This is a genomic window from Lysinibacillus xylanilyticus (genome assembly GCF_001708185.1).
Lineage (GTDB): Bacteria > Bacillota > Bacilli > Bacillales_A > Planococcaceae > Lysinibacillus > Lysinibacillus xylanilyticus_A.
Genome location: NZ_MDDN01000001.1, coordinates 809,714 through 833,422, shown reverse-complemented (window position 1 = coordinate 833,422; position 23,709 = coordinate 809,714). Strand labels below are relative to the sequence as shown.

Genomic DNA, 23,709 nt, shown 5'->3' with positions numbered 1-23,709 from the left:
TTTTTTTATCGCTGGATTGGGACGCCCCTAGGAAAGCGCCCAATCGGAACGGAGATCAAAGCCACACTTTAGTAATTTGCTAATTCTTAAGAGTTTATGAATATTCATGAAGATGTCATAAGAAATGGAACAAAATGCAAAATTAATCGTATAATTAATTATACGATTAATTTACAAAAAAAGGGGTTGAGCTTTTGAAAAAAACGAATATAACGGCACTCATACTATTATGCATACTTGTTATTAGCTTTATTCTACCAGTAGAGCAAGCAAGTGCAGCGGCTACTATAGAGGTACAAGCTAAGGTAGGGATTAATGGTAAAGCTAAATACCAATCCGTTGTGCCACTGCAAGTAACAGTAAAAAATAATGGTGCAGATTTTTCTGGAGATATGGTCATAAATGCTTCAGGTTCCTATGAGGCTGCATCAGCACGAGTGCTTCCAATCGATATAGCGGCAGGAGAAGAAAAGACATTTGATTTTTATCTCGATGGTTTAGCTGACTATAATTATTCGAATGCAGATGTGTTTGCATTTTATGAAGGAAGTATCGAACAAGGGAAAAAGGTTGCTTATAAAGGAACAAAGCAGCTACAAGGTAATTTTTTAGATCCTTCATCTGTTTTTATCTATACATTAACGGATAAAAGTGATCGTTTATCAGCATTTTTGCGTTTATCTCAATCTGCTCCTCAAAGTAATGTTGAAGTTTTCAATTTAAATCAAATCAAGGATTATACATTACCAGAGGATGCTCAAGGATACGCAATGGCGGATGTTATCGCCATTGATGAAATTGCTATTGCTGATTTATCGCAAAAGCAACAAGAATCTTTACTAAAATGGGTACAGGATGGCGGAACATTATTGTTGGGTGCTGCTGATCAAGTAAATGCAACAGCAGGTATTTTCAAAGATTATTTACCACTCGCATTATCTCAGCAAATGACATCAGTTTCTGCAGATAGTCTATCGAAATTAGCAGGCGGTGGAATTTTTACACAACCAATTTCAGTTTATACAGCAACTGAAAACCGAGGAAGTATTTCTGTATTAAGAGATGGCAATACAATACTAGCGTCTAAGAAAAAAGTGGGCAGCGGGGAAATTATTCAAACAGCGTTTTCTTTAGGGGATCAACCACTTGCATCTATGGATGGCTACGCAGCGTTAATTTCGAAAATACTGAATATTCAAAGCTTTTCGCAACAGGGGATGATGGCAAATGGCCAGCCAATGATGGATCAACTTTCGTATGAACTTCGTAATGTAAATGAATTATTCCCTTCGTTTGAAGTATCTGTTAGTTATATGCTCATTGTTATCATTTTATATATTTTAATCATCGGGCCTATTTTGTATTTTATCTTAAAGAAAATAGACAAGCGTGAACATGCGTGGTGGCTTATTCCTGCAATATCAGTTGTGCTTTCTATTGTTCTATTTATTTTTGGTGCTAAAGATAGAATTGTACAACCGCAAATACAGCAATCGGCATTTTATAAAATCAATGACGATAGTAGCTTAAATGGTTATTATGTAGAGTCTATTTTAACAAACCGTAGCGGTGATTTTGTTGTGAATGCAGATAAGGATACTAGTGCAATTGCTTTGCGAAGTAACAATAACTTCTCAGGGACAATAGGAGACTTACATGAGTCATCCTATATTAAAGAAAATGCAAATGGATCGACGTTAACACTACGTGACTTAAGCTATTGGTCTGTGCAATCCTTTGCGGGGAAGACAGCGGCACAAAATATTGGCAAGATGGATATCGATATTACGTTAAAAAATGAAAAGCTAACTGGGACAATTAAGAACAATTTTCCATTTGCCTTAAAGGATGTTACGTTAATCTCTGGCATTAAAGAAGTTCAACTTGGCGACATTGAAGCGAATGGAATACTTAAAGTCGACAAGGAGCTAATAGCAACAGTTCTTCAAAAGCCATCGACGTTTACTAATTACAATTATAATTATCCATCGAAGAAGGAAGAAGTGGACCCTCAACGTATCGAGCGTATGAAAACTTTGGCACTACCGCTTGTAGAAAATGAAAAGAAACCTGTTATTACTGCTTGGGCAGACCAAGCAATTGCTAAGGTTGAGCTAGATACAAGTGCCAATTTGTCACCTATTTCATATTTTGTTCAGCCATTTGACGGGAAAGTAGAGCTAACAGGTCCGTTTACGATGAAACGTAACAATTTTACGTATTCACTAAACCCACTATCTCCTAATTCGCATTTCGAAATAATTGATGAGCAGTTAAACAATTGGTCCTTGTCTGACGGTTTATATGAAGTATCAATTGCATTGCCAGATAATTTTAAGCAGTCAGTGCAAACATTAAACGAACTAACAATTTCAAATAAGGACGTTAACCGTATGGAGCTATCGATTTGGAATAACGAAACGAAAAAATTTGAGCCATTGGTAGATACAAAACAGGTGTTTACAGATAACATTACAAAATATTTCAATGAAAATGATGCGTTACTTATTGAAATTAAATTCGGACCGGATCAAACAGGTGAGCCAACAAAATTACCAGATGTAGAGCTGAAGGGAGTGGCGAAATAATGATTGAAATTCGTGATTTAACAAAAAGATATGGCTCCTTTACAGCACTAGATCAATTAAATCTATCATTGGAGGAAGGGGTTGTATTTGGTTTTGTAGGTGCTAATGGGGCTGGTAAATCGACTACATTTTCAATATTAGCAACTCTACTGTCTCCAACCTCTGGTGATGCGCTTATTAATGGAAAAAGCGTTATTAAAGAACCAAAAGAAGTACGTAAGCAAATTGGTTATATGCCCGATTTCTTTGGTGTATATGATCAGTTAAAAGTAGATGAATATTTAGATTTTTATGGTGCAAGTTATGGCATTGGTGCGGCTGATCGTAAAGTATTGATTCCTCAATTACTAGAGCTTGTGAATTTAACGCATAAACGTTATGACTATGTAGATTTACTGTCACGTGGAATGAAGCAGCGCCTTTGTTTAGCTCGTGCCCTTATCCATGATCCAAAGGTATTAATTTTAGATGAGCCTGCATCAGGTTTAGACCCACGTGCACGTGTAGAAATGCGTGATATTTTACGAAATTTAAAATCCATGGGTAAAACGATTTTAATCTCCTCACACATTTTGCCTGAGCTTGCAGAAATGTGTGATGAAATTGGTGTGATTGATAATGGTAAATTAATCGCTCATGGCAACGTAGCTTCCATTCAAGCACAGCTACAGGGGGAAAAGCGTATTGTGATAAAGGTAACAGATCAGTTAAACGAGGTGCGTGCATTCTTAGAGGAAGATCCACTAATATCTTCTATAGATTTGATGGATAATCGCTTAGAAATAGCCTTTAATTATCGTGGAACAAATGCTGATCAGGTGGCGCTGTTGAAGAAAGCGATACTTGCAAATTTACCTATTTATGCATTAAGTGAAGAGGAAAAAGATTTAGAGGATGTCTTTATGGCCATTACGAAGGGAGCGGACAATCAATGATGGAACGATTTTATAATCCGGTACTCGTAAAAGAATTGAAGTTACGCTTCCGTTCTTTTAAAAGCTTTTCAGGTTTAATGTTTTATTTAGCGGTTATTTGTCTATTCATCGCAGGGTTTTTACTATTAACAACTGAATTCACAGGCAAGGGATTCTTTAGACCAGATACAAGCTTCATGATGTTTGCGGTATTAACAATATTACAAATGGCTCTTGTCCTTTTTATCACACCAAGCTTAACGGCTGGTGCAATAAGTAGCGAAAGGGAAAAGCAAACATTAAATATTTTACTAACAACAACACAAAGCTCTACACAGATTATAATTGGAAAATTATTATCTTCGGTAGCATTTTTAGTATTAATGCTAATCGCTGGGCTGCCATTATATAGCTTAGTATTTTTATTTGGTGGTGTATCGCCGTCTCAATTAATTTCAATATTTTTATTTTACTTATTAACAGTTGTAGCAATTGGTAGTATTGGTGTGATGTTTTCAACTATTACAAAGCGCACAATTGTCGCAATGATTTCTACGTACGGATCGATCATCTTTTTAGGTGGTATTACGGCATTTTTCTTCTTTTTAACGATGGCCTTCCACCAGATGGGCAATAACATTAGTAGCACTTCCTTTATGTCTTATTTTTGGGCTTCTATTAACCCAGGTGCATTAATGCTTACGCTGATTTCGCCAGAATTGGGAGACGAATTAGTGAGATTATCGGGAGTAGAATTACCTGTATGGATTACGTATTTAATAGCTTATTCATTAATTATTGTTCTTTGTTTAACAATTGCCATTAAAAAATTACGTGCCAATATGAAAAGTAACCGATGAGGAGGAAATTTTATGGGGCGTCGTAAGCAATTACGAAAATATATTCAACGTGCAAAGACGAGTTTAACAATAGAAAGAAGCATTCCAATTGCACAGTACGGCTTGTTTTTTGCATTGCTTTCGAGTGCTTCACTTGTCCTCGTCTCTAGATTGTTTGTATGGCCTTATTATCGCCAAACAGCTCTTGTTGCCTTTATCGCTGTCATACTAGCAACGGTACTTTTTATGTGGTGGAAGCGTGTAAAAGAAAAGGAAGCGTTGCATACACTGGATGATTATTTTTCTCACAATGAACTGGTGACAGCCTTATCGTTTGAGGACGATAAGGATCCACTTGTTCAATCTTTGTTAAATAAAGCGATACAAAGCGTCGAATCTGCGTTTGCTAATTTTAAGGCTCGACAGAAAAATTTGTTGCAGCCAAAGGCGTTGGCTGGTCTATTTGTAACAGCTGTTGTATTAGCAATACTTTATATGTTTCCAGCGGCTACACAAATTGAAGCTATTGAGGTGGAAAAAGAAAAAGCTGTTATTGAAGACGTAAAGAAGGAAGTTGCTAAACTAGAGAAAAAAGCAGAAACAAAAGAAGTGAAAGAGCAATTAAAGGAATTGCAAAATACGTTAAAAGAGGCAGAAACAGCTGAGGAGGCATTACGCGAAGTTGTGAAAAAGCAAAAGGAGCTGGCCTTAAAGGAACAGCAATTAAAAGATAAGCAAACTGCTAGTAAGGATGGCGCTAGTGAAGAGACGGGCTTATCGAAGGAAGAAGCGGAGAAGTTAAAGGAGCTTGCCCAAATGCAAGAGGAGCTAACACAAAATGCAAATGCTACTCAAACAGCTATGAGCAAGCTTGGAAAACCCGCAAGTAATACACTACAAAACGCTATTGCCAGTGCCAATAGTACAAAAAACAATCAGCAAAACAATACGAATACGAATTCGAATCAAAATTCCTCGGGGAATTCATCGCAAAGCAATCAGCAAGCTCAAACAGGACAGCAAGGACAAAATAATTCCCAAAATGGTTCCCAACAACAGGCTAGTAGTAAAGGGCAGGGACAAGGATCGAGTAAAAGCAATCAACAAGGACAAGGCAATGGTCAGGGACAAGGGCAAGGAAATGGCAAAGGTTTAAGTTCAAGTACTGCTTCAGGAGGTAAAGGTGCAGGTGCAGGCGTAGGACAGGGCAAGCGAGATTTGTTAACGACACCGAATAGGATTGGTGGATCTAGTCAGACTTCAGTTGACGGCGGAGCATTAGGAGATGGCTCAAATATTTCGGAACAACAAGGAAATGGCCCGATTACTAAAGGTTCTATCCGCCCCTATGAGGAAGTTATAGGCTCCTATAAAGATAGCTATTTAGAAAGCTCAGAGCGTTTACAATTACCGAAGGATTTACAAAATGTCGTGCAATCTTATTTCACGTCAATTGAGTCGCAATAGGAGGAAAAGGAATGGCATTTACAGAGCAACAGTATGTTGAAATGAGTACGAAATTACAACAAGTAAAGGAAGAAATTCATCGCTTTATCGTTGGGCAAGAAGAAGCAATTGATTATACATTGTACGCCGTCCTTGCTGATGGGCACGCATTATTAGAGGGCTTGCCGGGTTTAGGGAAAACGATGTTAATTCGTACAATTTCTGAAGTACTAGATTTATCATTTTCGCGCATTCAATTTACGCCAGACTTAATGCCGGCGGATATTACAGGGACAAGTATGATTGAGCGCACACCAGACGGCAAACAGCAGTTTTCGTTCCAGCCAGGTCCGATTTTTAGCCAAATGGTATTAGCGGATGAGATTAACCGAGCAACGCCAAAAACACAAAGTGCACTGCTGGAAGCTATGGGCGAAAAAACGGTAACAATCTTGGGAGATACAAAGAAGATGGCGAGACCATTCTTCGTGCTAGCAACACAAAATCCGATTGAGATGGAAGGAACGTACCCATTACCAGAGGCACAAATGGACCGTTTTCTATGTAAAATTCTTGTACCATACCCAGAGAAAAGTGAGCTAATGGAGATTATGAAGCGTACAACAGGTGCTATGGCAATTAATTTACAAAAGATGATGAATACGGACACACTTATTGAAGCACAGCAAATGGTAAAGGAAATACTTGTTGCTGATGAAATGCTTGAATTTGCGACAGATCTAGTTGTGGCTACACATCCTGATAGAGACGATGCAATTGACGAGGTTAAACAGTATGCCATGTATGGTAGCGGTCCTCGAGGTTTACAAAGTTTAATCAAATTAGCGAAGGCAAGAGCGCTTATGAATGGTCGTTTCCATGTTTCAGTAGCAGATATTAAATCTGTTGCAAAGCCAGTATTACGCCATCGTATGCTGCTGAATTATGAAGGGGAGGCTTCAGGTAAAACAGCAGACGATGTGATTGACGTAATTTTAGATAAGGTACAACAAGGTGTTAGCAGGTGACGCAAAAATTATTATTGCCAGAGGATTGGTTAGCGAAAATCAGTCGCTTCCAAGTGGCGACGGCCTCCAAATTACGTGGGCAGCATAAGGGCTCGCACCGTTCGCAACGTTTCGGAGCATCACTCGATTTCTCAGATTTCCGTGAATATCATTTAGGTGATGATGTGCGTCAGGTCGATTGGAACGTCTTTGCAAGAACGGATAAATACTTCATTAAACGTTTTTTAGATGAACAAGAGATGCGTGTACACATTCTGCTAGACACGACTAAATCTATGGGTGAACAAGCGAAATGGACTTTCGCACGGCAAATTGTTGCCTCGCTTGGCCTAATGGTGCTTGGTCGCGATGATCGTTTATCGTTTTCTTTTGTACAGGATGACGTCAAGCCACCATTTCGCCGTAAAGGTGCTATGTATCGTCGTGCCTTTTTACAGGTGGTAACAGAGATTGAGGAAGCTACTTATACAAGTAGCTTCGCACAGGGAGCTTTAAAAGCATTGCCTAAGGATAGTACAGTGCTATTTATTATCACGGATGGGCTTGAGCCGATTGAGGAGTGGGAGCAACTCTTGAAAAGGCTACCACGATTTGCAGGGGATGTGCGCATTTTGCAAATTGCTACGCAGGAAGAAATATCACCCGAATATACTGGGGATGTACGCTTACTCGATCGTGAAACTGGCAGAGATGTGAATGTTACGATGTCTTCAAAGGTTCTGGACACATACCTGGCAAGACGTTTATTACATGAAGAGGAATTTGAGGCGATCTGTCGGCGCTTCGGTGTTCGAAAATTACAGCTTAAAGTTGAGGATGGATTGCAGCATGCCATCTTTCAACAATTATTAAAAGCACATTGGATTAGGTGAGGTGAGCCGTATTGGGCTTTAGTCAAATACTTTTTAGCTGGACGGCCATCATCCCGGTCATTGTCCTACTATATTATTTCTTTCGAAAAAAATATACCGATCAAACCGTGTCCTCGACATTATTTTGGTCGGAAATTATGCAAGAAACACGTGTATCACCATACTTAAAGCATTTACAAAAAAATGCACTGCTTTATTTACAACTGCTTGCACTGATTTTACTTGTACTTGCACTAATGAATCCTTATGTGAAAAAATCAACCATTGCTGGGGCACAAACAATTTTCATTGTGGACACGTCTGCCACGATGTTAGCAGGGAAAGAGCAATCAACATTTGACACACATAAGGAGGAAATGCTCTCTTTGGTCAATCAGCTTGATGGAAGACCTGTAACGCTCATCACAACAGGAAATACACCGAAAGCTATTTTACAGCAAGAAACGAATACCAAAGTTATTGAAAAAGCTATTCAAGAGTTGCAAGTAACCTATGAAACGGATCAGATGAATAAGGCTCTTGATGTGGCACAGGCTTTTGTTGGTGAAACACCAACATCTATTTATGTTTTTACAGATGCACTTGATAAAAAGCATTTACCGATGGAAAAGGATACGGTGAAGTGGTTAGTAAAAGGGTCTGCTAAGGATTTAACAAATATCGCAATTACACGATTTGCTGCTACTACAGATGGTCAATCTACGATGGCGCTTGTGCAGTTACAAAATGATACTGATCGAGAGCAAAAGGTAGCACTTTCCCTACAGACTGTTAAGGGGGATGAGATAACTACAGAGCGTGTCACATTACCGCCGAATGAAGCTGTAACGAAAACATTTAAAGACTTACCGTTAGAAAATACTTTAACTGCCAAGATAACTGCTAATGATGATTACGTAGTCGATAATTCACAAACTGTATTGCTACAAACAGCCACTTCAAAAGTAGTTGTCGATCAAAGTATGCATCAACTCATTCAAAAAGGTTTTCAAACGATTAATAGTGGAGTGAAAATTGTTCCATCTCTACAAGTAGCGGACAATCAAGATGCCACAGTTGTGACAAATCAAACGGCGCTACTCGAAAAGATGGATAAGCCGATTGTATTATTTGGACGTGATGATGTTAAAAAGGTTGAAGCAACTGGAGAAGTAACAATTACAAGTGATGCATTGTTTGCTTTTAGTGAGCTAAAAGATATTTATATTAGTGCTGTATATCCAGGGTTCGAGGGCTATAAAACGATTGCATCAGTTGGTGATCAGCCATTTATACAACGTTCACCAGAAGGAGATATTGTTATTTTAGCGGATATTGCTGATACAGATTGGCCGCTACATCCCTCTTTCCCATTATTTTTATGGAGTGCTGAACAGCAGCTTTCAGAATCAATTGGTTCACTCGGTATTTTTGCACCAAATGAGCAACGAGCAGTTGCTTTAGCGCAAGGTGATTGGAGTGTTTATTCGCAGGATGATGAGTTTTTATCGTCTATTACAAATGGTTTATTAACAGCTCCAATAAAGCCAGGAATTTATACCGCACGCTCAAATAATGAAGAAAAGCGCTTCATCGTACAGCTTCAAGCTCAAGAACGTGTCATTGAAAAAGGGACAAGCTATACGCTTGGAGAGCTTCAGGATAATGGTAAGGAAGAAATATCGAAAACTTCGTTGGTGCCTTGGCTTATCCTTATTATTTTAGTATTACTTGTTTTAGAGTGGGAGGTGCAACGACGTCGTGGATTTACGAATTGATATGCCATTAGTATTGTTGCTTTTACTTCCATTACTTATGTATTTTGGATGGACCTATTGGCGTGAGCGTCAGCGACTCAAAAAGAGTCATATTGTCGTACTAGGTATTCGTATTGTGGCGATATTCTGCTTAGTCTTTGCGCTTGCTGGACCTTATATTTTATTACCTGTAAAGGAAGAACAAATCGTATATTTAGTTGACCGTTCTGCTTCGATGAATGGTACAGAAGATGAGATGGTTCAGTTTATAGACGAAAGTTTGAAGTCGAAAAAAGATGAACAACTTGCAGGGGTTTATTCTTTTTCATCGACACTGCAAACAGAAGCCATTTTATCTAATTCTTTAAAGGAAGTGCCGAAGTTTACAGCTATAAAGGCGACCGACCAAACAAATATTGAACAAAGTCTGCAACTCGCTTCGGGTATAGTAGATCCGAAAAAGGCAACACGACTTGTACTCTTAACTGATGGTAATGAAACAAAAGGAGATGCCCTTGAGTTTGCATCAAAGTTCAAAGGGTCAAATATAAGTGTCGATGTAGTGCCGTTTAATAAATCTGTTACGAACGATGTATCACTTAAAAGTTTTGTAACCCCACAAGTTTCTTATGTAGGTGAGCAGCAGCAATTAGTCACTGAAATTAATGCAACTGCGGCGGGGCAAGGTGAGCTATTATTATACGAAAATGATGAGCTTATTCATCGTGAGGCAGTAGAGCTTGCGGAAGGTTCCAACGTGTTTACGTATAAACATGCGGCAACTGGAGAAGGACTTGTGAAATATGAGGCAATGGTTCAAGTTGATCAAGATGCGATTTTTGAAAATAATAAATTAACAAGTGTCACAATGGTGCAAAGTGAACCACATTTATTAATTGTCAATGGTTATGACACAGCTTCACCAATCGCTGCAGCACTTGGCAACCAATCAATCGACTATGATGTTGTAGATGCTAAAAGTTTGCCAAATGAACTTTCTAGTTATTTACAATACAATGCCATCATTTTTGATAATGTGCCAGGGCATTTAGTAGGCGAGGCGAAAATGAATGTCATTGAACAAGCGGTAAAAAACTTTGGTGTCGGCTTTACAATGGTCGGTGGTGAAAATAGCTTTGGCTTGGGTGGCTATTTTAAAACACCAATCGAAACTTTGCTACCTGTGGAAATGGAGATTAAAGGTAAGGAGCAATTACCATCATTAGGGCTTGTGATTGTGCTTGATCGCTCAGGAAGTATGTCTGGAGCGAAGTTAGAGCTTGCTAAGGAGGCGGCCGCTCGTTCAGTAGAAATGCTACGAGATGAGGATACGCTCGGGTTTATTGCTTTTGATGACCGACCTTGGGAAATTATTGAGACAGGACCACTTGGCAAAAAGGAAGAAGCTGTGGACACGATTTTATCTGTAACGCCAGGTGGTGGTACAGAAATATATGGATCACTTGCTAAAGCCTATGAAAACCTAGCTGATTTAAAGCTGCAACGTAAGCATATTATTCTCTTAACAGACGGTCAGTCACAGTCGGGAAATTATGAGGATTTAATTGCAGAAGGCAAAGACAGAGGCATTACACTATCGACGGTTGCAATTGGTCAGGATGCAGATGCTAATTTACTGGAAGCACTTAGTGAGATGGGAAGTGGACGTTTCTACGATGTTGTTGATGAGCAGACGATACCATCTATTTTATCTCGTGAAACGGCAATGATTTCACGCACATATATTGAGGATAACCCATTCTATCCAACTATTTATAATGCATCCGGATGGAATACGCTGTTTGCGAATGGTGTACCTCAAATGAATGCTTATATTGGCACGACAGCAAAGCAGGGAGCCACAGTTATTGCAGAAAGTGAGAAGGAAGATCCGGTGCTAGCACAGTGGCAATATGGTCTTGGCAAAACATTCGCCTTTACTTCTGATTCGACAGGAAAATGGACAGGAGACTGGGCAAGATGGCAGAATTGGGGCACATTTTGGCAAACGCTTATTTCACAAATGCTACCAAGCTATAACGATGTTGCCTATGATGTTCGTCTTGAGTCAGACGGCTCGTTTGTTATCACGGATCCAACAAATGAAGCGGCGTTTTTAGATATTGTTGCTGTTAATGAAGCTGGTGAAGAACTTGAAACACAGCTTGAAACAATTTCAGCATCACAAGTTCGAGCAGTTGTACAAGCAGAACCAGGTCTGATTTTCTTCCGTATTGCAGATGAAGAAAAGGCTATTTACCAGGCGGGCCTAAGTGTCCCTTATAGTGCTGAATATGAATTACGTCCAGTGAATGATAAGTTAGTAGAAGAATTGACGAAGCAAACAGGCGGCTCCGTTTTGAAAGAGCCGAACGAAGTATTCCGTGAGTTTAGTAAAAAAGGTGCGGAACGTCAAAATATTGCAACATGGCTTCTATTAGCAGGTATGCTACTATTCTTCATCGATATTACCATTCGACGCTTTGGATGGAGTTTCCTAACAAGGCCAAGAAAGAAAGAGCAGATTGTAGAGGAAAAAACAATACAGGCAGAAGATACAAACGTTGCCCAGCTATTAAAGGGCATGAAAAAACGATCCTAACAAACAAAACGATGGTTCATTGCTTTATAGCAATGAGCCATCGTTTCGTTTTGCTTTGCTTGTAAAATCATGAAAAGTAAAATTAATCTTGTTATTAATGGGATTTAATGTAATAATCAATGATAGTAATGAAATATTACTATCATTTTTAAATACTATTATATATTTTGGAGGAGTTGACATGACCAATATTATGAATTCTTTTGGTTTTCTAAGTTTTAAGTTAGCGGAGGCTCTAGAGGAAAATCTCGAGACATATATTAGCGAAAAATATCAAATGAAATCCAGAGAAGTTGGAATAATGATTCTTGTAAAAGAAAAAAAACTTAGCCAAATTCAAATAGGGCAGATTTTAAAAATAGACAAAAACAGTGTCCGCTTTTTTATCGATGATCTAGAAGAAAGACAATATGTTTATAGAGAGAAAAATCAGGAAAATAGAAGAGAGAATCTAATATGCCTTACAGAACAGGGAGAAAATGTGGCAGAAGAATTATTGAAGATCCTTTCAATTGCTGAGAATGATGTTTTAGACGTACTTTCATTGGAAGAACAAGAGCAATTGAAACACATATTGAAAAAAGTATATGAAAATCGTTCGCCAAAATAAAAGGAGGTGGAAGCTATGTCACTATATCCTACGACTGAAAGAGAACCGAAATATTGGATTGGCGTGGTATCTCTTAATCATGTGCAAAAAGGGGTTGAGGGAGGATTCGGCCAGTTGTGTCATGGTAAAGAAAGACCTTTGAAACGAATGAAAAAAGGAGACTGGATTATATATTATTCTCCTAAAAACAGTTTAGATGGTAATGAACCTGTAAGAGCCTTTACCGCAATTGGAAGAATAAAAGACGAGCGAATATATGAGTTCCAAATGACAGAAAATTTTATTCCTTTTAGAAGAGATATAGACTTTTATAAAGATGCAAAGTCTGTACCGATAAAAAGGATCTTAGATTATTTAGAATTTGTAGAAGATAAATCGAAATATGGTTATAAATTCAGATTTGGTCATTTTGAAATAAGCAAAAAAGACTTCTTATTAATTGCTCATGAAATGGGATTGCCGTTGAAGTATGGATGAATTTAGTTGGATCAAAGCGTTACTTCTTAATGGCCATTAAGAAGTAACATTTTTAAATTGTAACCAATCATTATTTAAGCAGGGTGTTAAGGTTAGTTACCAATACAGTCTTACGTAAATTGTTAGCAATGACAATGCCTAAGACAGCACCAATCGTACTGGATGTTAGAAAGGCTGGCATAAAAAATAATGCTGCCACGGATGTCCCCATTAATAAATGTGCATAGGGCACTGCAATGAGTGAGGCAATAATTCCTGTCCCGAATATTTCACCGACACCAGCTAGCCACATCTTGCCGCTATATTTATAGGCCAGAGATGCAAACAAAGCGCCAATGACACTACCAGGTATAGCTAATAATGAACCTGTGCCTGTTAAAATACGAATAATTGCTGTGACAAAGGCGACCATAACAGTAGGTACTGGTCCAAGAATGATAGCGCCAAAAACATTAATGGCATGCTGTACAGGATAGGCACGCGCAATTCCCGTTGGTATTGAAACGAAGGTAGAACCTGCTACGGCAATTGCTACTAGTAGGGCCATGATTGTTAGTTTTCGAATTGACATAATTTACACTCCTTTGAAATATGAATTTAATCGTTAATACCGGTAAATTTGAAGTTCCGCCGGTAATGAAGAGAACTGCGCCGCTAAAACCGCGAGATGCGCTGGTAATCAAGAAAACTGCGCCGCTAAAACCATGAGATGCGCCGGTAACCAAGAGAACATCGCCGCTAAAACCATGAGATGCGCCGGTAACCAAGAAAACTGCGCCGCTAAAACCATGAGATGCGCCGGTAATCAAGAAAACTGCGCCGCTAAAACCATGAGATGCGCCGGTAACCAAGAGAACTGCGCCGCTAAAACCATGAGATGCGCCGGTAACCAAGAGAACTGCGCCGCTAAAACCGTGAATTCCGCCGGTAACCAAGAGAACATCGCCGCTAAAACCACGAGATGCGCCGGTAACCAAGAGAACATCGCCGCTAAAACCACGAGATGCGCCGGTAATCAAGAAAACTGCGCCGCTAAAACCATGAATGCGCCGGTAACCAAGAGAACATCGCCGCTAAAACCATGAGATGCGCCGGTAATCAAGAAAAACTGCGCCGCTAAAACTATAAGCCCCACCGCTAACCTTGGATATAATGTTGCTAGATTGGCGAGCATTCTTAAGGTAAACTTACAAAAAAAGCCGCTTCCTAAAAAACAATAGGAAGCGGCCTTGCATTTACATATTAAAAAGCAAGTGTCGCCACTTCCCTCCGCTAGTATGAACTAGATCAGGTTCAAAGGGTCCGTATATGATCATATACGTCTCAGCCTTTTAAAGACTCCCCTAGTGGTAATAAAAAAATTTAATTTAATTCTATCTTATTACATAATAATGTAGCATACTACCAAAAATAGTCAATGACTTTTCTGTCTATTTTGTATCAGGATGCAACAGGTGTGGTGCTTTTTTCATCGTCCAGATAAGGGCAAGGAAGAAGCAGGCCATTAAAATAATAGCTCCGAAAATATAAGGACTGTTCATATTCCAATCGAATAATATACCTGCTAATGCAGGACCAATCATATTACCGAGGCTCATATATGCATTGTTCAGACCAGCCGCAAAGCCTTGTTCCGTCTCAGCAAGCTTCGAAATCAATGTGTTGACAGCTGGGCGAATCAATGTCGTAGCTGTAGAGAAGACTGTCGCTACAACTAAAATAAGGGCAAAGCCAGACACAAATAAAATTAAGAAAATTGATATGGCTGCGATAAATAAATTGACTAACACTACTTTCATTTCGCCAAAGCGATTAAACAGTGGTGTAATAACAAACATTTGTACAACAACACCAAAAGCACCACCTACAACTAAGATAATAGCGATATCTGTAGGTGTGTAATTGAACTTTTCTGTAACAAATAACGATAATGTTGTTTGGAAGTTAGCAATTCCAAATGAAAATACCATCATAATAATTAGCATTACAAAGTAAGGCATATGTACTGAACGTACCATTTGCTTCCCAAGGTTATCTTGCTTCTGCATTTTTTGTGTTGTATTTGGCTTTTTAGAAGGTAATAAAAACAACGATAAAATTGATGCTAAAATAGCTGCAGTTCCAGCCGTATAGAATGGGAAATGTAAACTAACGTGAGATAAGAATCCGCCAATCCCTGGTCCGATCATAAAGCCTAGAGACATGGATGCCCCTAACATGCCCATTCCTTTACCACGTTCTTCATACGTTGTAACGTCTGCCACAAATGCCATGATAGGAGGTGCCACAAATGCGGAACCAAGGCCGCCTAAAAAGCGTGCCAAGAAGAGCATCCACACATCTGTAGAAAGCCCGAAACCAATTTGGGCAAGTCCTGTTACTATAAGACCGAAAATAATGAGATTTTTACGACCATATCGATCCGAAAGATTCCCAGCAATTGGAGAAAATACGAATTGAGCTAAGGCGAATGTTGCAATCAACATGCCAAGAATTTGTCCAGCGGCACCAAATAGTTTTAAATACTCAGGCATAACAGGAATAATAATTCCAATACTCCCCATTGCGATAAACATATTAAACATTAAAATATACAAAGCCGCCTTATTGGACTTCTGCTGGGTCATCGAATACCCCCTTCTTTAATCAAATATACTACAGTCTACCACAAGGCTTGTACCTTTGCTATTGACTAGAAGTCTGAAATAAGGGAATTGGCTACCGATCACCCTCGCTACTTTAGCCTTGGGAGGTATTTGTAGCTTCCTGAACGTTCACAGTCAACTGACTGCCAAGCTTTGAAGCAAACACTGATGGGGGAATAGCGAGTTTTTGGGCAAGACTGTTAGGCATATATTTTCATCTAAATTAGCAAAAAGCTGTTCTCAACGTTCGTAACGTGAGAACAGCTTTAACTTCTTTCAGCAGGAGTCGCCTACTTTTATAGGTGTTGGTATGAATACGAGGTTTAAGTTACTTTTCAGCGGGTGTCTAAACATCTGTACCTATCGCTACGCTTTCGTTACAGAAAACATTTGTAACTGCCGTTTCACTTTCGTTACAGAAAACATTTGCTGAAATAAGTTAAGCCTCCAGCCGATTCCTAACGCAATTATGCCGGGGCATAATTGATAGAGGTTATCGAATACTCATTTTAAATTCTAAAAACAGTTCATTGTATTTACCTAAATAATCAGGGCCTAAGTTTTTATAAACTTCTAATGTTTTACGTTGTTCTTCAGAAGGATAGAAACGCTCATCAGATACAACTTCCGGATCCATTAATTTCATTGCTGCAATATTTGGAGTAGAGTAGCCTACGAAATCAGCATTTTTAGCGCCTGTTTCGGCTTTCAGCATAAAGTTAATGAAGGCATGTGCACCATCAATATTTTTTGAAGTTTTCGGAATGACCATATTATCAAACCATAAGTTCGAACCTTCCTTTGGTACAGCAAAGTCTAGCTCTTCATTTTCTGACAACATGTCGGCTGCTTGCCCAGACCAAGTGAGTGCCACAGCTGCTTCATTATTAATCATTAGCGGAGTAATTTCATCCCCGATAATGGCTTTGACATTTGGTGCTAACGTAATGAGTTTATCAGTAGCTTCACGTAGCTCATGGTCATTTAAAGTATTAAGTGAATAACCAAGATTGTTTAAGCCCATACCGATTACCTCACGTGCGCCGTCTACTAAAAAGACTTTACGTTTTAACGAAGGGTCCCATAAGTCATCCCAAGATGAGAAGTCCAGATTGCCAACAAGCTTAGGATTATAAACAACGCCAACTGTGCCCCAGAAATATGGTACGGAATATGTGTTATCTTCATCAAATGGTAAGTCTAAAAAATAAGGATCGATATTTTTTATATTCGGGATTTTTGTTTTATCTAAAGGAATAAGTAAGTTTTCTTCCTTCATTTTTTCAATCATATATTCAGAAGGTATTGCAATATCGTAAGCCGTACCACCTTGTTTAATTTTTGTCATCATCGCTTCATTGGAATCAAATGTCTCGTAAATGACATGAATACCTGTTTCTTTTTCAAATTGCTTTAGCAAATCAGGATCAATATATTCTCCCCAGTTAAAGATCGTTAATGTATTTTTTCCACTTTTTCCACCACCAGCGCTCAAAGCATCGGCAGCGTAAAATAAAAGGGCGGAAACGACAAGTATAGCGATAGTAGCTTGAATTAATTGCTTCATTGTTGGCCCCCCGTTCTTTTACTAGCGCGGCTTGTGATGAAATAATAGCCAATTACGACGATCACTGTAACAAAGAATACTAAACCAGAAAGTGCATTAATAGTTAAGGAAATGCCGGCGCGAGCCATAGAGTAAATTTCAACAGATAATGTGCTGAAGCCGTTACCTGTCACGAAAAACGTTACCGCGAAATCATCTAGAGAATACGTTAAGGCAAGGAAGAACCCTGCAAAAATACCAGGCTTAATATACGGTAAAATAACACGCATCATGACATCTTTTTTCGTCGCCCCTAAATCTAATGCAGCGTCGATTAATGATTTATTCATTTCTAACAGTTTAGGTAAGACCATCAATACAACAATTGGAACACTAAATGCTACATGTGCTAATAACACAGAAGCAAAGCCTAGTTTAACTCCAATCATTGTAAATAAAATTAAAAAGCTTGCACCAATAATAACATCTGGGCTAACAATTAACACATTGTTTAAAGAAAGTAATGTATTACGCATTCTTGAATTTTTAACAGTGACAATGCCAATGGCTCCTAGCGTCCCAATGATTGTAGAAATCAATGCCGAAAGCAATGCCACGATTACTGTATTAATTAGAATAACAAGTAGACGAGAATCCTCAAAGACAGCTTTATAATGTTCTAACGTAAAGGACTCAAAATTATTCATTGATCCGCCACTATTGAATGAATAAAAGATTAAATAGAAGATAGGTGCATACAAGACGATAAAAACAATCGCTAAATACACTTTTGCTGATGCTGATAGTTTTTTCATCGTACGCGACCTCCTTTATCCTTTTGCCCTGTAATTAACATAATAATTACCATGAATAAAATTAAGAAAACGGCAATTGTTGAACCCATTCCCCAGTTTTGGGTAACCAGGAATTGTTGTTCAATAGCTGTACCAAGTGTAATGACACGGTTTCCTGCAATTAAACGAGTAATCATGAAGAGTGATAATGCAGGGATAAATACAACTTGAATCCCTGATTTTACACCGTCCATTGTTAGAGGCAACACAACACGACGGAATGTAGTAAAGGCAGATGCTCCTAAATCACGTGCCGCGTAGACAAGAGTTGGATTTAAACGATCTAATGAGTTGAAAATCGGTAAAATCATAAATGGAATAAAAATATAAACCGATACAAATACAAAACTAATGTCAGTAAATAGCATTTGCTTCGGATCAAAACCAAACACTTCGATAAATGCGTTGATCGGGCCGTACAAGCCGAAAATCCCGATAAAAGCATATGTTTTTAACAAAAGATTAATCCAAGAAGGAATAATAATTAGTAAAAGCCAAAGCTGCTTATGTTTTGTTTTAGTTAAAAAATAGGCTGTTGGATACGAAATAAGTAACGTAAAGAACGTAATTAAAAACGCATACCAGAATGAGCTTAATGTCATTTTTAAATAAACTGAAGTAAAGAACGCTTTATAGTTATCGAGCGTGAAATTGCCATGTATATCTAGTAGGGAATAGTAAACAACAAGTGCAATCGGGGCGATAACAAACAATGCAATCCATAAAACATATGGAAATAAAGCTGATTTAGATGTCTTAGTTTGCATCTTCGTCGTCTCCATACGCTTCTAAACGTTTATCGAACTCTTCTTCTGTCTCATTTAAACGCATAACATGAATGGCTTCTGGATCAAAGTCTAAGCCAATTTCTGTCCCTACTTCAGCTTTTTTCAATGAATGCACGAGCCACTCATTTCCTTCTTTGTCGTACGTGGATAATTCATAATGCACCCCGCGGAACAATTGAGTATCAACTTTTACAACAAGTTTGCCTTTTTCGATTGTTGTCATTTCTAAATCTTCTGGGCGAATGACAATATCAATTTTTTCGTTTGGTTTCATCCCTTGGTCGACACATTCAAAAACTTTACCGGCAAATTCTACTTTAAAATCTTCAATCATGACGCCAGGAACAATATTTGATTCTCCAATAAAATCAGCAACGAAGCGGTTAATTGGCTCATCATAAATATCTACTGGTGTACCTGATTGTTGAATTTCACCTTCGCTTAAGACAAATATCTCATCACTCATGGCAAGCGCTTCTTCTTGGTCATGTGTAACAAACACAAATGTTTTCCCAAGTCGTTGCTGTAATTCTCGTAGCTCATACTGCATTTCTGTACGTAGCTTTAAATCTAATGCAGAAAGAGGCTCATCTAGTAAAATTACTTCAGGATCATTGACAATCGCACGAGCAATAGCAACACGTTGACGTTGACCACCAGACATCTCAGAAATTTCACGATTACCATAGCCTGCTAGGTTTACGAATTTTAATGCCTCAGCAACACGATCTTTAATTTCACTTTCAGGAAGTTTTTTAATGCGAAGTCCAAATGCGACATTTTCAAAAACATTTAGATGAGGAAACAGCGCATAATCCTGAAAAACTGTGTTTACTTGGCGTTCATTTGCTGGCACTAAGTTGATTTTTTTATCGTGAAAATAGATATCTCCTGTCGTCGGTTCTGTAAAACCAGCAATAATACGTAAAATTGTTGTTTTACCACAACCAGAAGGACCTAGTAATGTGTAGAATTTTCCTTTTTCTAGCTCCAAGTTAATGTTTTTTAAGACGACCGTGCCGTCATTATAGGACTTTGAAACATTTTCAAAGCGGATAATTGAATTCGTTGTCATAGATGCGCCTCCTTAAGCTATAAATATGAATCCGTTGCGACGAGTAAAATTTTTGTTTCCGCAGCATGTGCGTTAAAAATTTGGTGATGATCTGTCGCATCAAAATAGAGAGCATTGCCTTCGCTTGCTATATACTGTTCATTCCCCAAAACGAGTCGAATGCGCCCTTTCACAACATAAATAAATGTTTCTGAGAGCGATGGCTCAAACTGTTTGAACTCGCCATCAGCAGCAAGTGTCAAGAATATTGGCTCCATCTCTTTTTCGTTTGATGTCGGAATAAGCCATTGGATTTCATATTTTTTTTCTTCGTCCGTATAAGTGGATTGATCTTCTTCTGTATATACAACCTTTTGTTCAGGTGCTTCATCATCGAAAAATTCCTTTGGTGTTGACCCTAAAACCTCTAATATTGAAAATAGCGTTTCAATGGAAGGAGAATTAAGATCACGTTCTAATTGTGAAATATACCCCTTACTTAAATCTGTACGTTCTCCAAGTTCCTCTTGGGTAAGACCTTTTTTTAAACGAAGCGCTTTAATTTTTGCTCCTATTTGCATCTTTTCCCTCCTAGAAGAAGTTTAGCAATCATAAACTTTTGAAATATGAAGTTTACTTTAACGAAACTTTTAGTTTACTAAAACCATTACAATTATACATAATAATGACGAATTTGCAATTGTTTTTTATGAAAAAAAGTAGATAAAATTTTTAGAAATTATACATAAATGATGCGTACAAAAATTTTGTTGATTCTAGAATAAAATTGTTAATAATAGCTAATAAATAGGCTGTAGTAGCCATTCCACTTGGGAAATTGACGAAAATTTGTCAGATAATTTCAAACTTGTACTTTAGTGAAGCTTACTTGTTTGAAAAACTACGATTACTCTGCTATCGTAGAAGACGAGTTCGCTGGTGCGGATGGAATATATACACTACATATTTAATCGGAGGGATTTATTATGGCAGAACGCATGGTAGGTAAACAAGCACCTAACTTTACAATGGAAGCAGTACTTCCAGACAAATCTTTTGGCAAAGTATCATTAGAAGACATGAAAGCACAAGACAAATGGACAGTTTTATTCTTCTATCCAATGGACTTCACTTTCGTATGTCCAACAGAAATCACTGCAATGAGCGATCGTTACGATGAGTTCGAAGACTTAGATGCAGAAGTAATCGGTGTTTCTACTGATACAATCCACACACACTTAGCTTGGATTAACACTGACCGCACAAAAAATGGTCTTGGTGAGTTAAAATATCCATTAGCAGCAGATACAAATCACCAAATTTCAAAGGAATATGGTGTATTAATTGAAGAAGAAGGTATCGCACTACGCGGCTTATTCATCATCAACCCAGAAGGCGAATTAAAATACCAAACTGTATTCGATAACAACATCGGCCGTGATGTAGATGAAACTTTACGTGTACTTCAAGCTTTACAAACTGGTGGTCTTTGCCCAGCAAACTGGCGTCCAGGTCAAGCAACTCTATAATTAACTTCTTTCAGTTACTGAATGACGCAATTATGCCGAGGCATAATTGATGTAGAGTTTTTTATGGCAGGCATTGAATTGAATTCGAGGCTTGGCGAAATTGATCATTCAAAAATAAAGAGTCCCCACAGCAAGTTTGTGGGGATTTTTAAACTTCATAGCAGAAAAGGAGGATATTATTATGAAACTTCGTGAACAAATGCCAGAACTTGTAGGTGCAACTACTTGGCTAAACGGTGAAGTAACAAAAGCGGACGTTGTAGGTGAAAAACCAACTTTAATTCATTTTTGGTCAGTTAGTTGCCATTTATGTAAAGAAGCAATGCCAGATGTGAACAATTTCCGTGATCAATATAAAGACGAGTTAAATGTTATCGCTGTGCATATGCCACGCTCTGAGGAAGATACAGATTTAGAGACAATCAAAGCTGTAGCAGCTGAGCATGATATCGTACAACCAATCTTTGTCGATAGCGAATTGAAGCTAACAGATGCATTTGAAAACCAATACGTACCTGCGTATTTCGTTTTCGATAAAGATGGTCAGCTTCGTCACATGCAAGCTGGTGGTAGCGGTATGAAAATGCTAGAAAAACGTGTGAATCGCGTTTTAGATGAAATGCGCAACGCATAAAAATAGCAGATTATGAGGCGGGGAGAAATAATTCCTCGTCTTTTTTATGTGAAAATACAATTTCACTGACCATTATGGATGTGATGTGAACCGCTCGGATCCAGGCGTGATCTGAGCGAAAAAGGGATCAAGCCGATCGGATTCAGATGTCACCTGAGCATCCCGTTAAAGATGTCATTTCTTGACGAATAGTCGTTTGCTTTGACGATACATATAGCAGAGAATAAGTTACAATAATGGTATAGTAATTTTCGGAGGGGTTTTTAATGATGAAAAAAGAGTTTGCTGTCATTGGACTTGGACGTTTCGGAGGAAGCATTGTTCGGGAATTAATGAGTCAAGGCGCACAAGTTATGGCGATCGATCATTCCTCAGAGCGGGTGGACGAGTTTGCTTCAATTGCCACACAGGCCGTTATCGCAGATTCGACGGATGAATCGGTTTTAAATTCATTAGGTATTCGTAATTTTGAGCACGTTATCGTAGCGATTGGTGAAAATATTCAGGCAAGTATTTTGACGACCATTATTTTAAAAGAAATCGGTGTTCAGCAGATAACTGTAAAAGCTCAGAATGACTACCATGAAAAAGTACTACGCAAAATAGGTGCCGATTTTGTCGTTCATCCTGAGCGTGATATGGGGATACGTATTGCCAATAATATGTTGTCCAATACAGTGCTTGATTATTTAGAGCTTTCAGATGAACATTCAATTATGGAGATTAAGGCCAATGATACGATTGCAGGTTACTCCGTTATGGATTTAGATATTCGTGCAAAGTACGGGATTAATATTGTAGGTATTAAGCGTGGTGCAGATATTATCGTATCTCCGCAGGCGAGTGATAAAATTTTGCTAGGAGATATTATGCTTGTCATCGGTGCTGATGTAGATATTAATCGCTTTGTCAAAAAGGTATTGAATGGGTAATAAAAAATGAATAAAAGAAGATGGAAATTAGTCATATTTGCTGCGATTATACTTATTGGGTCTTTTACTTTGCAGTTTCGTGAGAAAAATGAGGAAGAGGCTATTTCAAATATTTTAGATCAGGCAACAGAAATTGATGCCATTGAGCTATTAAAAGGAGAGCAATCCTTATATAGGACAACAGGTCAAGATGCAACAGCTTATAGTGAAAAAAATCCTCTAAGCCATGTCAAAAAACTAAGCAAAAAAGAAAGAGCGATATTTGAAGAAAAGCCAGTCTATCATATCGTCTACGATATTAAAGGTGAGCCTTTATATGAGGTCGATATTTTAAAGGTAGCGATTAGCTCGGAGCTAAGTGAAGAATTACAACAGATGGTTTTTAATGTTGGAGATCAGCAATATTTAATATACTGGACAAAAGAGAAAAAAGCACTTGAGCAATCAACAAATACGCAACGCTTGCTTGAACAATATGGAAAATAAAAAAGGGTAGTGGAACAGCAACCAAGCTGTCTTCACTACCTTTTCTTATGGTGAAGGAAACTATAGATTTTTTACCTGTTGATAACCTAGAGCATCGTCTAGGCTTGAAACGCTACATCCTTGAAGGCG

Annotated in this window: 21 protein-coding genes and 1 riboswitch; of the genes, 14 read left to right on the top strand and 7 right to left on the bottom strand. The window is 38.3% G+C overall.

The genetic code is table 11. The annotated features are described in order from the left end of the window. Window positions 1–194 precede the first annotated feature (194 nt). The 10 genes from BFJ97_RS04065 to BFJ97_RS04020 all read left to right on the top strand — a co-directional run bounded on the left by BFJ97_RS04065 (window position 195) and on the right by BFJ97_RS04020 (window position 13,112). Window positions 195–2,588 (top strand): hypothetical protein, encoded by a 2,394-nt coding sequence (locus BFJ97_RS04065; RefSeq protein ID WP_068983343.1) that lies wholly within the window; start codon window positions 195–197, stop codon window positions 2,586–2,588. Next, complete coding sequence (locus tag BFJ97_RS04060) at window positions 2,588–3,523, top strand: ABC transporter ATP-binding protein (RefSeq protein WP_068983342.1); 936 nt, start codon at window positions 2,588–2,590, stop codon at window positions 3,521–3,523. The genes BFJ97_RS04065 and BFJ97_RS04060 overlap by 1 nt, the downstream gene beginning before the upstream one ends. Then, entirely contained in the window at window positions 3,520–4,362 is an 843-nt protein-coding gene (locus tag BFJ97_RS04055; RefSeq protein ID WP_068983341.1) for an ABC transporter permease, read from the top strand. Before BFJ97_RS04060 ends, BFJ97_RS04055 begins: the two co-directional genes overlap by 4 nt. A gap of 12 nt (window positions 4,363–4,374) precedes the next feature. Beyond that, window positions 4,375–5,808 (top strand): hypothetical protein, encoded by a 1,434-nt coding sequence (locus BFJ97_RS04050; RefSeq protein ID WP_068983340.1) that lies wholly within the window; start codon window positions 4,375–4,377, stop codon window positions 5,806–5,808. Between the two features lie 11 nt (window positions 5,809–5,819). Then, window positions 5,820–6,815 carry an AAA family ATPase gene (locus BFJ97_RS04045; RefSeq protein ID WP_068983339.1) on the top strand — a complete coding sequence of 332 codons (996 nt, stop codon included), beginning with the start codon at window positions 5,820–5,822 and terminating at the stop codon, window positions 6,813–6,815. Further along, a complete protein-coding gene (locus BFJ97_RS04040; protein WP_068983338.1) occupies window positions 6,812–7,687 on the top strand; it encodes a DUF58 domain-containing protein in 876 nt (291 codons plus the stop codon). The genes BFJ97_RS04045 and BFJ97_RS04040 overlap by 4 nt, the downstream gene beginning before the upstream one ends. Before the next feature lie 11 nt (window positions 7,688–7,698). After that, window positions 7,699–9,444 (top strand): vWA domain-containing protein, encoded by a 1,746-nt coding sequence (locus BFJ97_RS04035; RefSeq protein WP_068983337.1) that lies wholly within the window; start codon window positions 7,699–7,701, stop codon window positions 9,442–9,444. Continuing rightward, a complete protein-coding gene (locus tag BFJ97_RS04030) occupies window positions 9,428–12,025 on the top strand; it encodes a VWA domain-containing protein (RefSeq protein ID WP_068983336.1) in 2,598 nt (865 codons plus the stop codon). Before BFJ97_RS04035 ends, BFJ97_RS04030 begins: the two co-directional genes overlap by 17 nt. A 181-nt stretch (window positions 12,026–12,206) precedes the next feature. Next, window positions 12,207–12,635: a MarR family winged helix-turn-helix transcriptional regulator gene (locus tag BFJ97_RS04025; protein WP_068983335.1), complete on the top strand. Its 429-nt coding sequence runs from the start codon at window positions 12,207–12,209 to the stop codon at window positions 12,633–12,635. Window positions 12,636–12,650: 15 nt separating this feature from the next. Beyond that, window positions 12,651–13,112 (top strand): EVE domain-containing protein, encoded by a 462-nt coding sequence (locus BFJ97_RS04020; protein WP_068983334.1) that lies wholly within the window; start codon window positions 12,651–12,653, stop codon window positions 13,110–13,112. A 70-nt stretch (window positions 13,113–13,182) separates the two neighbouring features. Here BFJ97_RS04020 and thiW read toward each other — a convergent pair whose 3' ends face one another. The 7 genes from thiW to BFJ97_RS03980 form a co-directional block, all read right to left on the bottom strand. Beyond that, on the bottom strand, window positions 13,183–13,683 hold the full coding sequence (gene thiW, locus BFJ97_RS04015) for an energy coupling factor transporter S component ThiW (RefSeq protein WP_068983333.1): 501 nt from the start codon (window positions 13,681–13,683) through the stop codon (window positions 13,183–13,185). Window positions 13,684–14,359: 676 nt separating this feature from the next. Further along, window positions 14,360–14,467: riboswitch (TPP riboswitch) on the bottom strand. 75 nt (window positions 14,468–14,542) lie between these two features. Beyond that, entirely contained in the window at window positions 14,543–15,739 is a 1,197-nt protein-coding gene (locus BFJ97_RS04005; protein WP_068983331.1) for an MFS transporter, read from the bottom strand. Window positions 15,740–16,250: 511 nt separating this feature from the next. Beyond that, on the bottom strand, window positions 16,251–17,324 hold the full coding sequence (locus BFJ97_RS04000; protein WP_068983330.1) for an ABC transporter substrate-binding protein: 1,074 nt from the start codon (window positions 17,322–17,324) through the stop codon (window positions 16,251–16,253). Continuing rightward, complete coding sequence (locus BFJ97_RS03995; RefSeq protein ID WP_068983329.1) at window positions 17,321–18,118, bottom strand: ABC transporter permease; 798 nt, start codon at window positions 18,116–18,118, stop codon at window positions 17,321–17,323. The genes BFJ97_RS04000 and BFJ97_RS03995 overlap by 4 nt, the downstream gene beginning before the upstream one ends. After that, window positions 18,115–18,924, bottom strand: a complete 810-nt coding sequence (locus BFJ97_RS03990) for an ABC transporter permease (RefSeq protein WP_068983328.1) — start codon at window positions 18,922–18,924, stop codon at window positions 18,115–18,117. The genes BFJ97_RS03995 and BFJ97_RS03990 overlap by 4 nt, the downstream gene beginning before the upstream one ends. Further along, window positions 18,914–20,020, bottom strand: coding sequence for an ABC transporter ATP-binding protein (locus tag BFJ97_RS03985; protein WP_068983327.1), 1,107 nt, complete (start codon window positions 20,018–20,020; stop codon window positions 18,914–18,916). Before BFJ97_RS03985 ends, BFJ97_RS03990 begins: the two co-directional genes overlap by 11 nt. A 17-nt stretch (window positions 20,021–20,037) precedes the next feature. After that, the gene (locus BFJ97_RS03980) at window positions 20,038–20,580 is read right to left on the bottom strand and encodes a helix-turn-helix domain-containing protein (protein WP_068983326.1); all 543 of its coding nucleotides are present in this window, start codon (window positions 20,578–20,580) and stop codon (window positions 20,038–20,040) included. A 405-nt stretch (window positions 20,581–20,985) separates the two neighbouring features. Here BFJ97_RS03980 and BFJ97_RS03975 point away from each other — a divergent pair, with 405 nt between their 5' ends. From BFJ97_RS03975 to BFJ97_RS03960, 4 genes are all read left to right on the top strand, one after another. Continuing rightward, window positions 20,986–21,528: a peroxiredoxin gene (locus BFJ97_RS03975; protein WP_068983325.1), complete on the top strand. Its 543-nt coding sequence runs from the start codon at window positions 20,986–20,988 to the stop codon at window positions 21,526–21,528. Between the two features lie 181 nt (window positions 21,529–21,709). Then, window positions 21,710–22,162: a TlpA family protein disulfide reductase gene (locus BFJ97_RS03970; RefSeq protein ID WP_068983324.1), complete on the top strand. Its 453-nt coding sequence runs from the start codon at window positions 21,710–21,712 to the stop codon at window positions 22,160–22,162. Between the two features lie 269 nt (window positions 22,163–22,431). Further along, window positions 22,432–23,094 carry a potassium channel family protein gene (locus BFJ97_RS03965; RefSeq protein WP_068983505.1) on the top strand — a complete coding sequence of 221 codons (663 nt, stop codon included), beginning with the start codon at window positions 22,432–22,434 and terminating at the stop codon, window positions 23,092–23,094. A 6-nt stretch (window positions 23,095–23,100) separates the two neighbouring features. Then, on the top strand, window positions 23,101–23,580 hold the full coding sequence (locus BFJ97_RS03960; protein WP_068983323.1) for a hypothetical protein: 480 nt from the start codon (window positions 23,101–23,103) through the stop codon (window positions 23,578–23,580). Window positions 23,581–23,709 lie beyond the last annotated feature (129 nt).

Bases quoted from the DNA above. Each gene is read 5' to 3' on its own strand.
- BFJ97_RS03970 (WP_068983324.1), top strand. From the start codon at position 21,710: ATGAAACTTCGTGAACAAATGCCAGAACTTGTAGGTGCAACTACTTGG.
- BFJ97_RS04045 (WP_068983339.1), top strand. From the start codon at position 5,820: ATGGCATTTACAGAGCAACAGTATGTTGAAATGAGTACGAAATTACAA.
- BFJ97_RS03985 (WP_068983327.1), bottom strand. From the start codon at position 20,020: ATGACAACGAATTCAATTATCCGCTTTGAAAATGTTTCAAAGTCCTAT.
- BFJ97_RS03980 (WP_068983326.1), bottom strand. From the start codon at position 20,580: ATGCAAATAGGAGCAAAAATTAAAGCGCTTCGTTTAAAAAAAGGTCTT.
- BFJ97_RS04020 (WP_068983334.1), top strand. From the start codon at position 12,651: ATGTCACTATATCCTACGACTGAAAGAGAACCGAAATATTGGATTGGC.
- BFJ97_RS04025 (WP_068983335.1), top strand. From the start codon at position 12,207: ATGACCAATATTATGAATTCTTTTGGTTTTCTAAGTTTTAAGTTAGCG.
- BFJ97_RS04005 (WP_068983331.1), bottom strand. From the start codon at position 15,739: ATGACCCAGCAGAAGTCCAATAAGGCGGCTTTGTATATTTTAATGTTT.
- BFJ97_RS04055 (WP_068983341.1), top strand. From the start codon at position 3,520: ATGATGGAACGATTTTATAATCCGGTACTCGTAAAAGAATTGAAGTTA.
- BFJ97_RS03965 (WP_068983505.1), top strand. From the start codon at position 22,432: ATGAAAAAAGAGTTTGCTGTCATTGGACTTGGACGTTTCGGAGGAAGC.
- thiW (WP_068983333.1), bottom strand. From the start codon at position 13,683: ATGTCAATTCGAAAACTAACAATCATGGCCCTACTAGTAGCAATTGCC.
- BFJ97_RS03990 (WP_068983328.1), bottom strand. From the start codon at position 18,924: ATGCAAACTAAGACATCTAAATCAGCTTTATTTCCATATGTTTTATGG.
- BFJ97_RS03975 (WP_068983325.1), top strand. From the start codon at position 20,986: ATGGCAGAACGCATGGTAGGTAAACAAGCACCTAACTTTACAATGGAA.
- BFJ97_RS04050 (WP_068983340.1), top strand. From the start codon at position 4,375: ATGGGGCGTCGTAAGCAATTACGAAAATATATTCAACGTGCAAAGACG.
- BFJ97_RS04060 (WP_068983342.1), top strand. From the start codon at position 2,588: ATGATTGAAATTCGTGATTTAACAAAAAGATATGGCTCCTTTACAGCA.
- BFJ97_RS03960 (WP_068983323.1), top strand. From the start codon at position 23,101: ATGAATAAAAGAAGATGGAAATTAGTCATATTTGCTGCGATTATACTT.
- BFJ97_RS03995 (WP_068983329.1), bottom strand. From the start codon at position 18,118: ATGAAAAAACTATCAGCATCAGCAAAAGTGTATTTAGCGATTGTTTTT.
- BFJ97_RS04000 (WP_068983330.1), bottom strand. From the start codon at position 17,324: ATGAAGCAATTAATTCAAGCTACTATCGCTATACTTGTCGTTTCCGCC.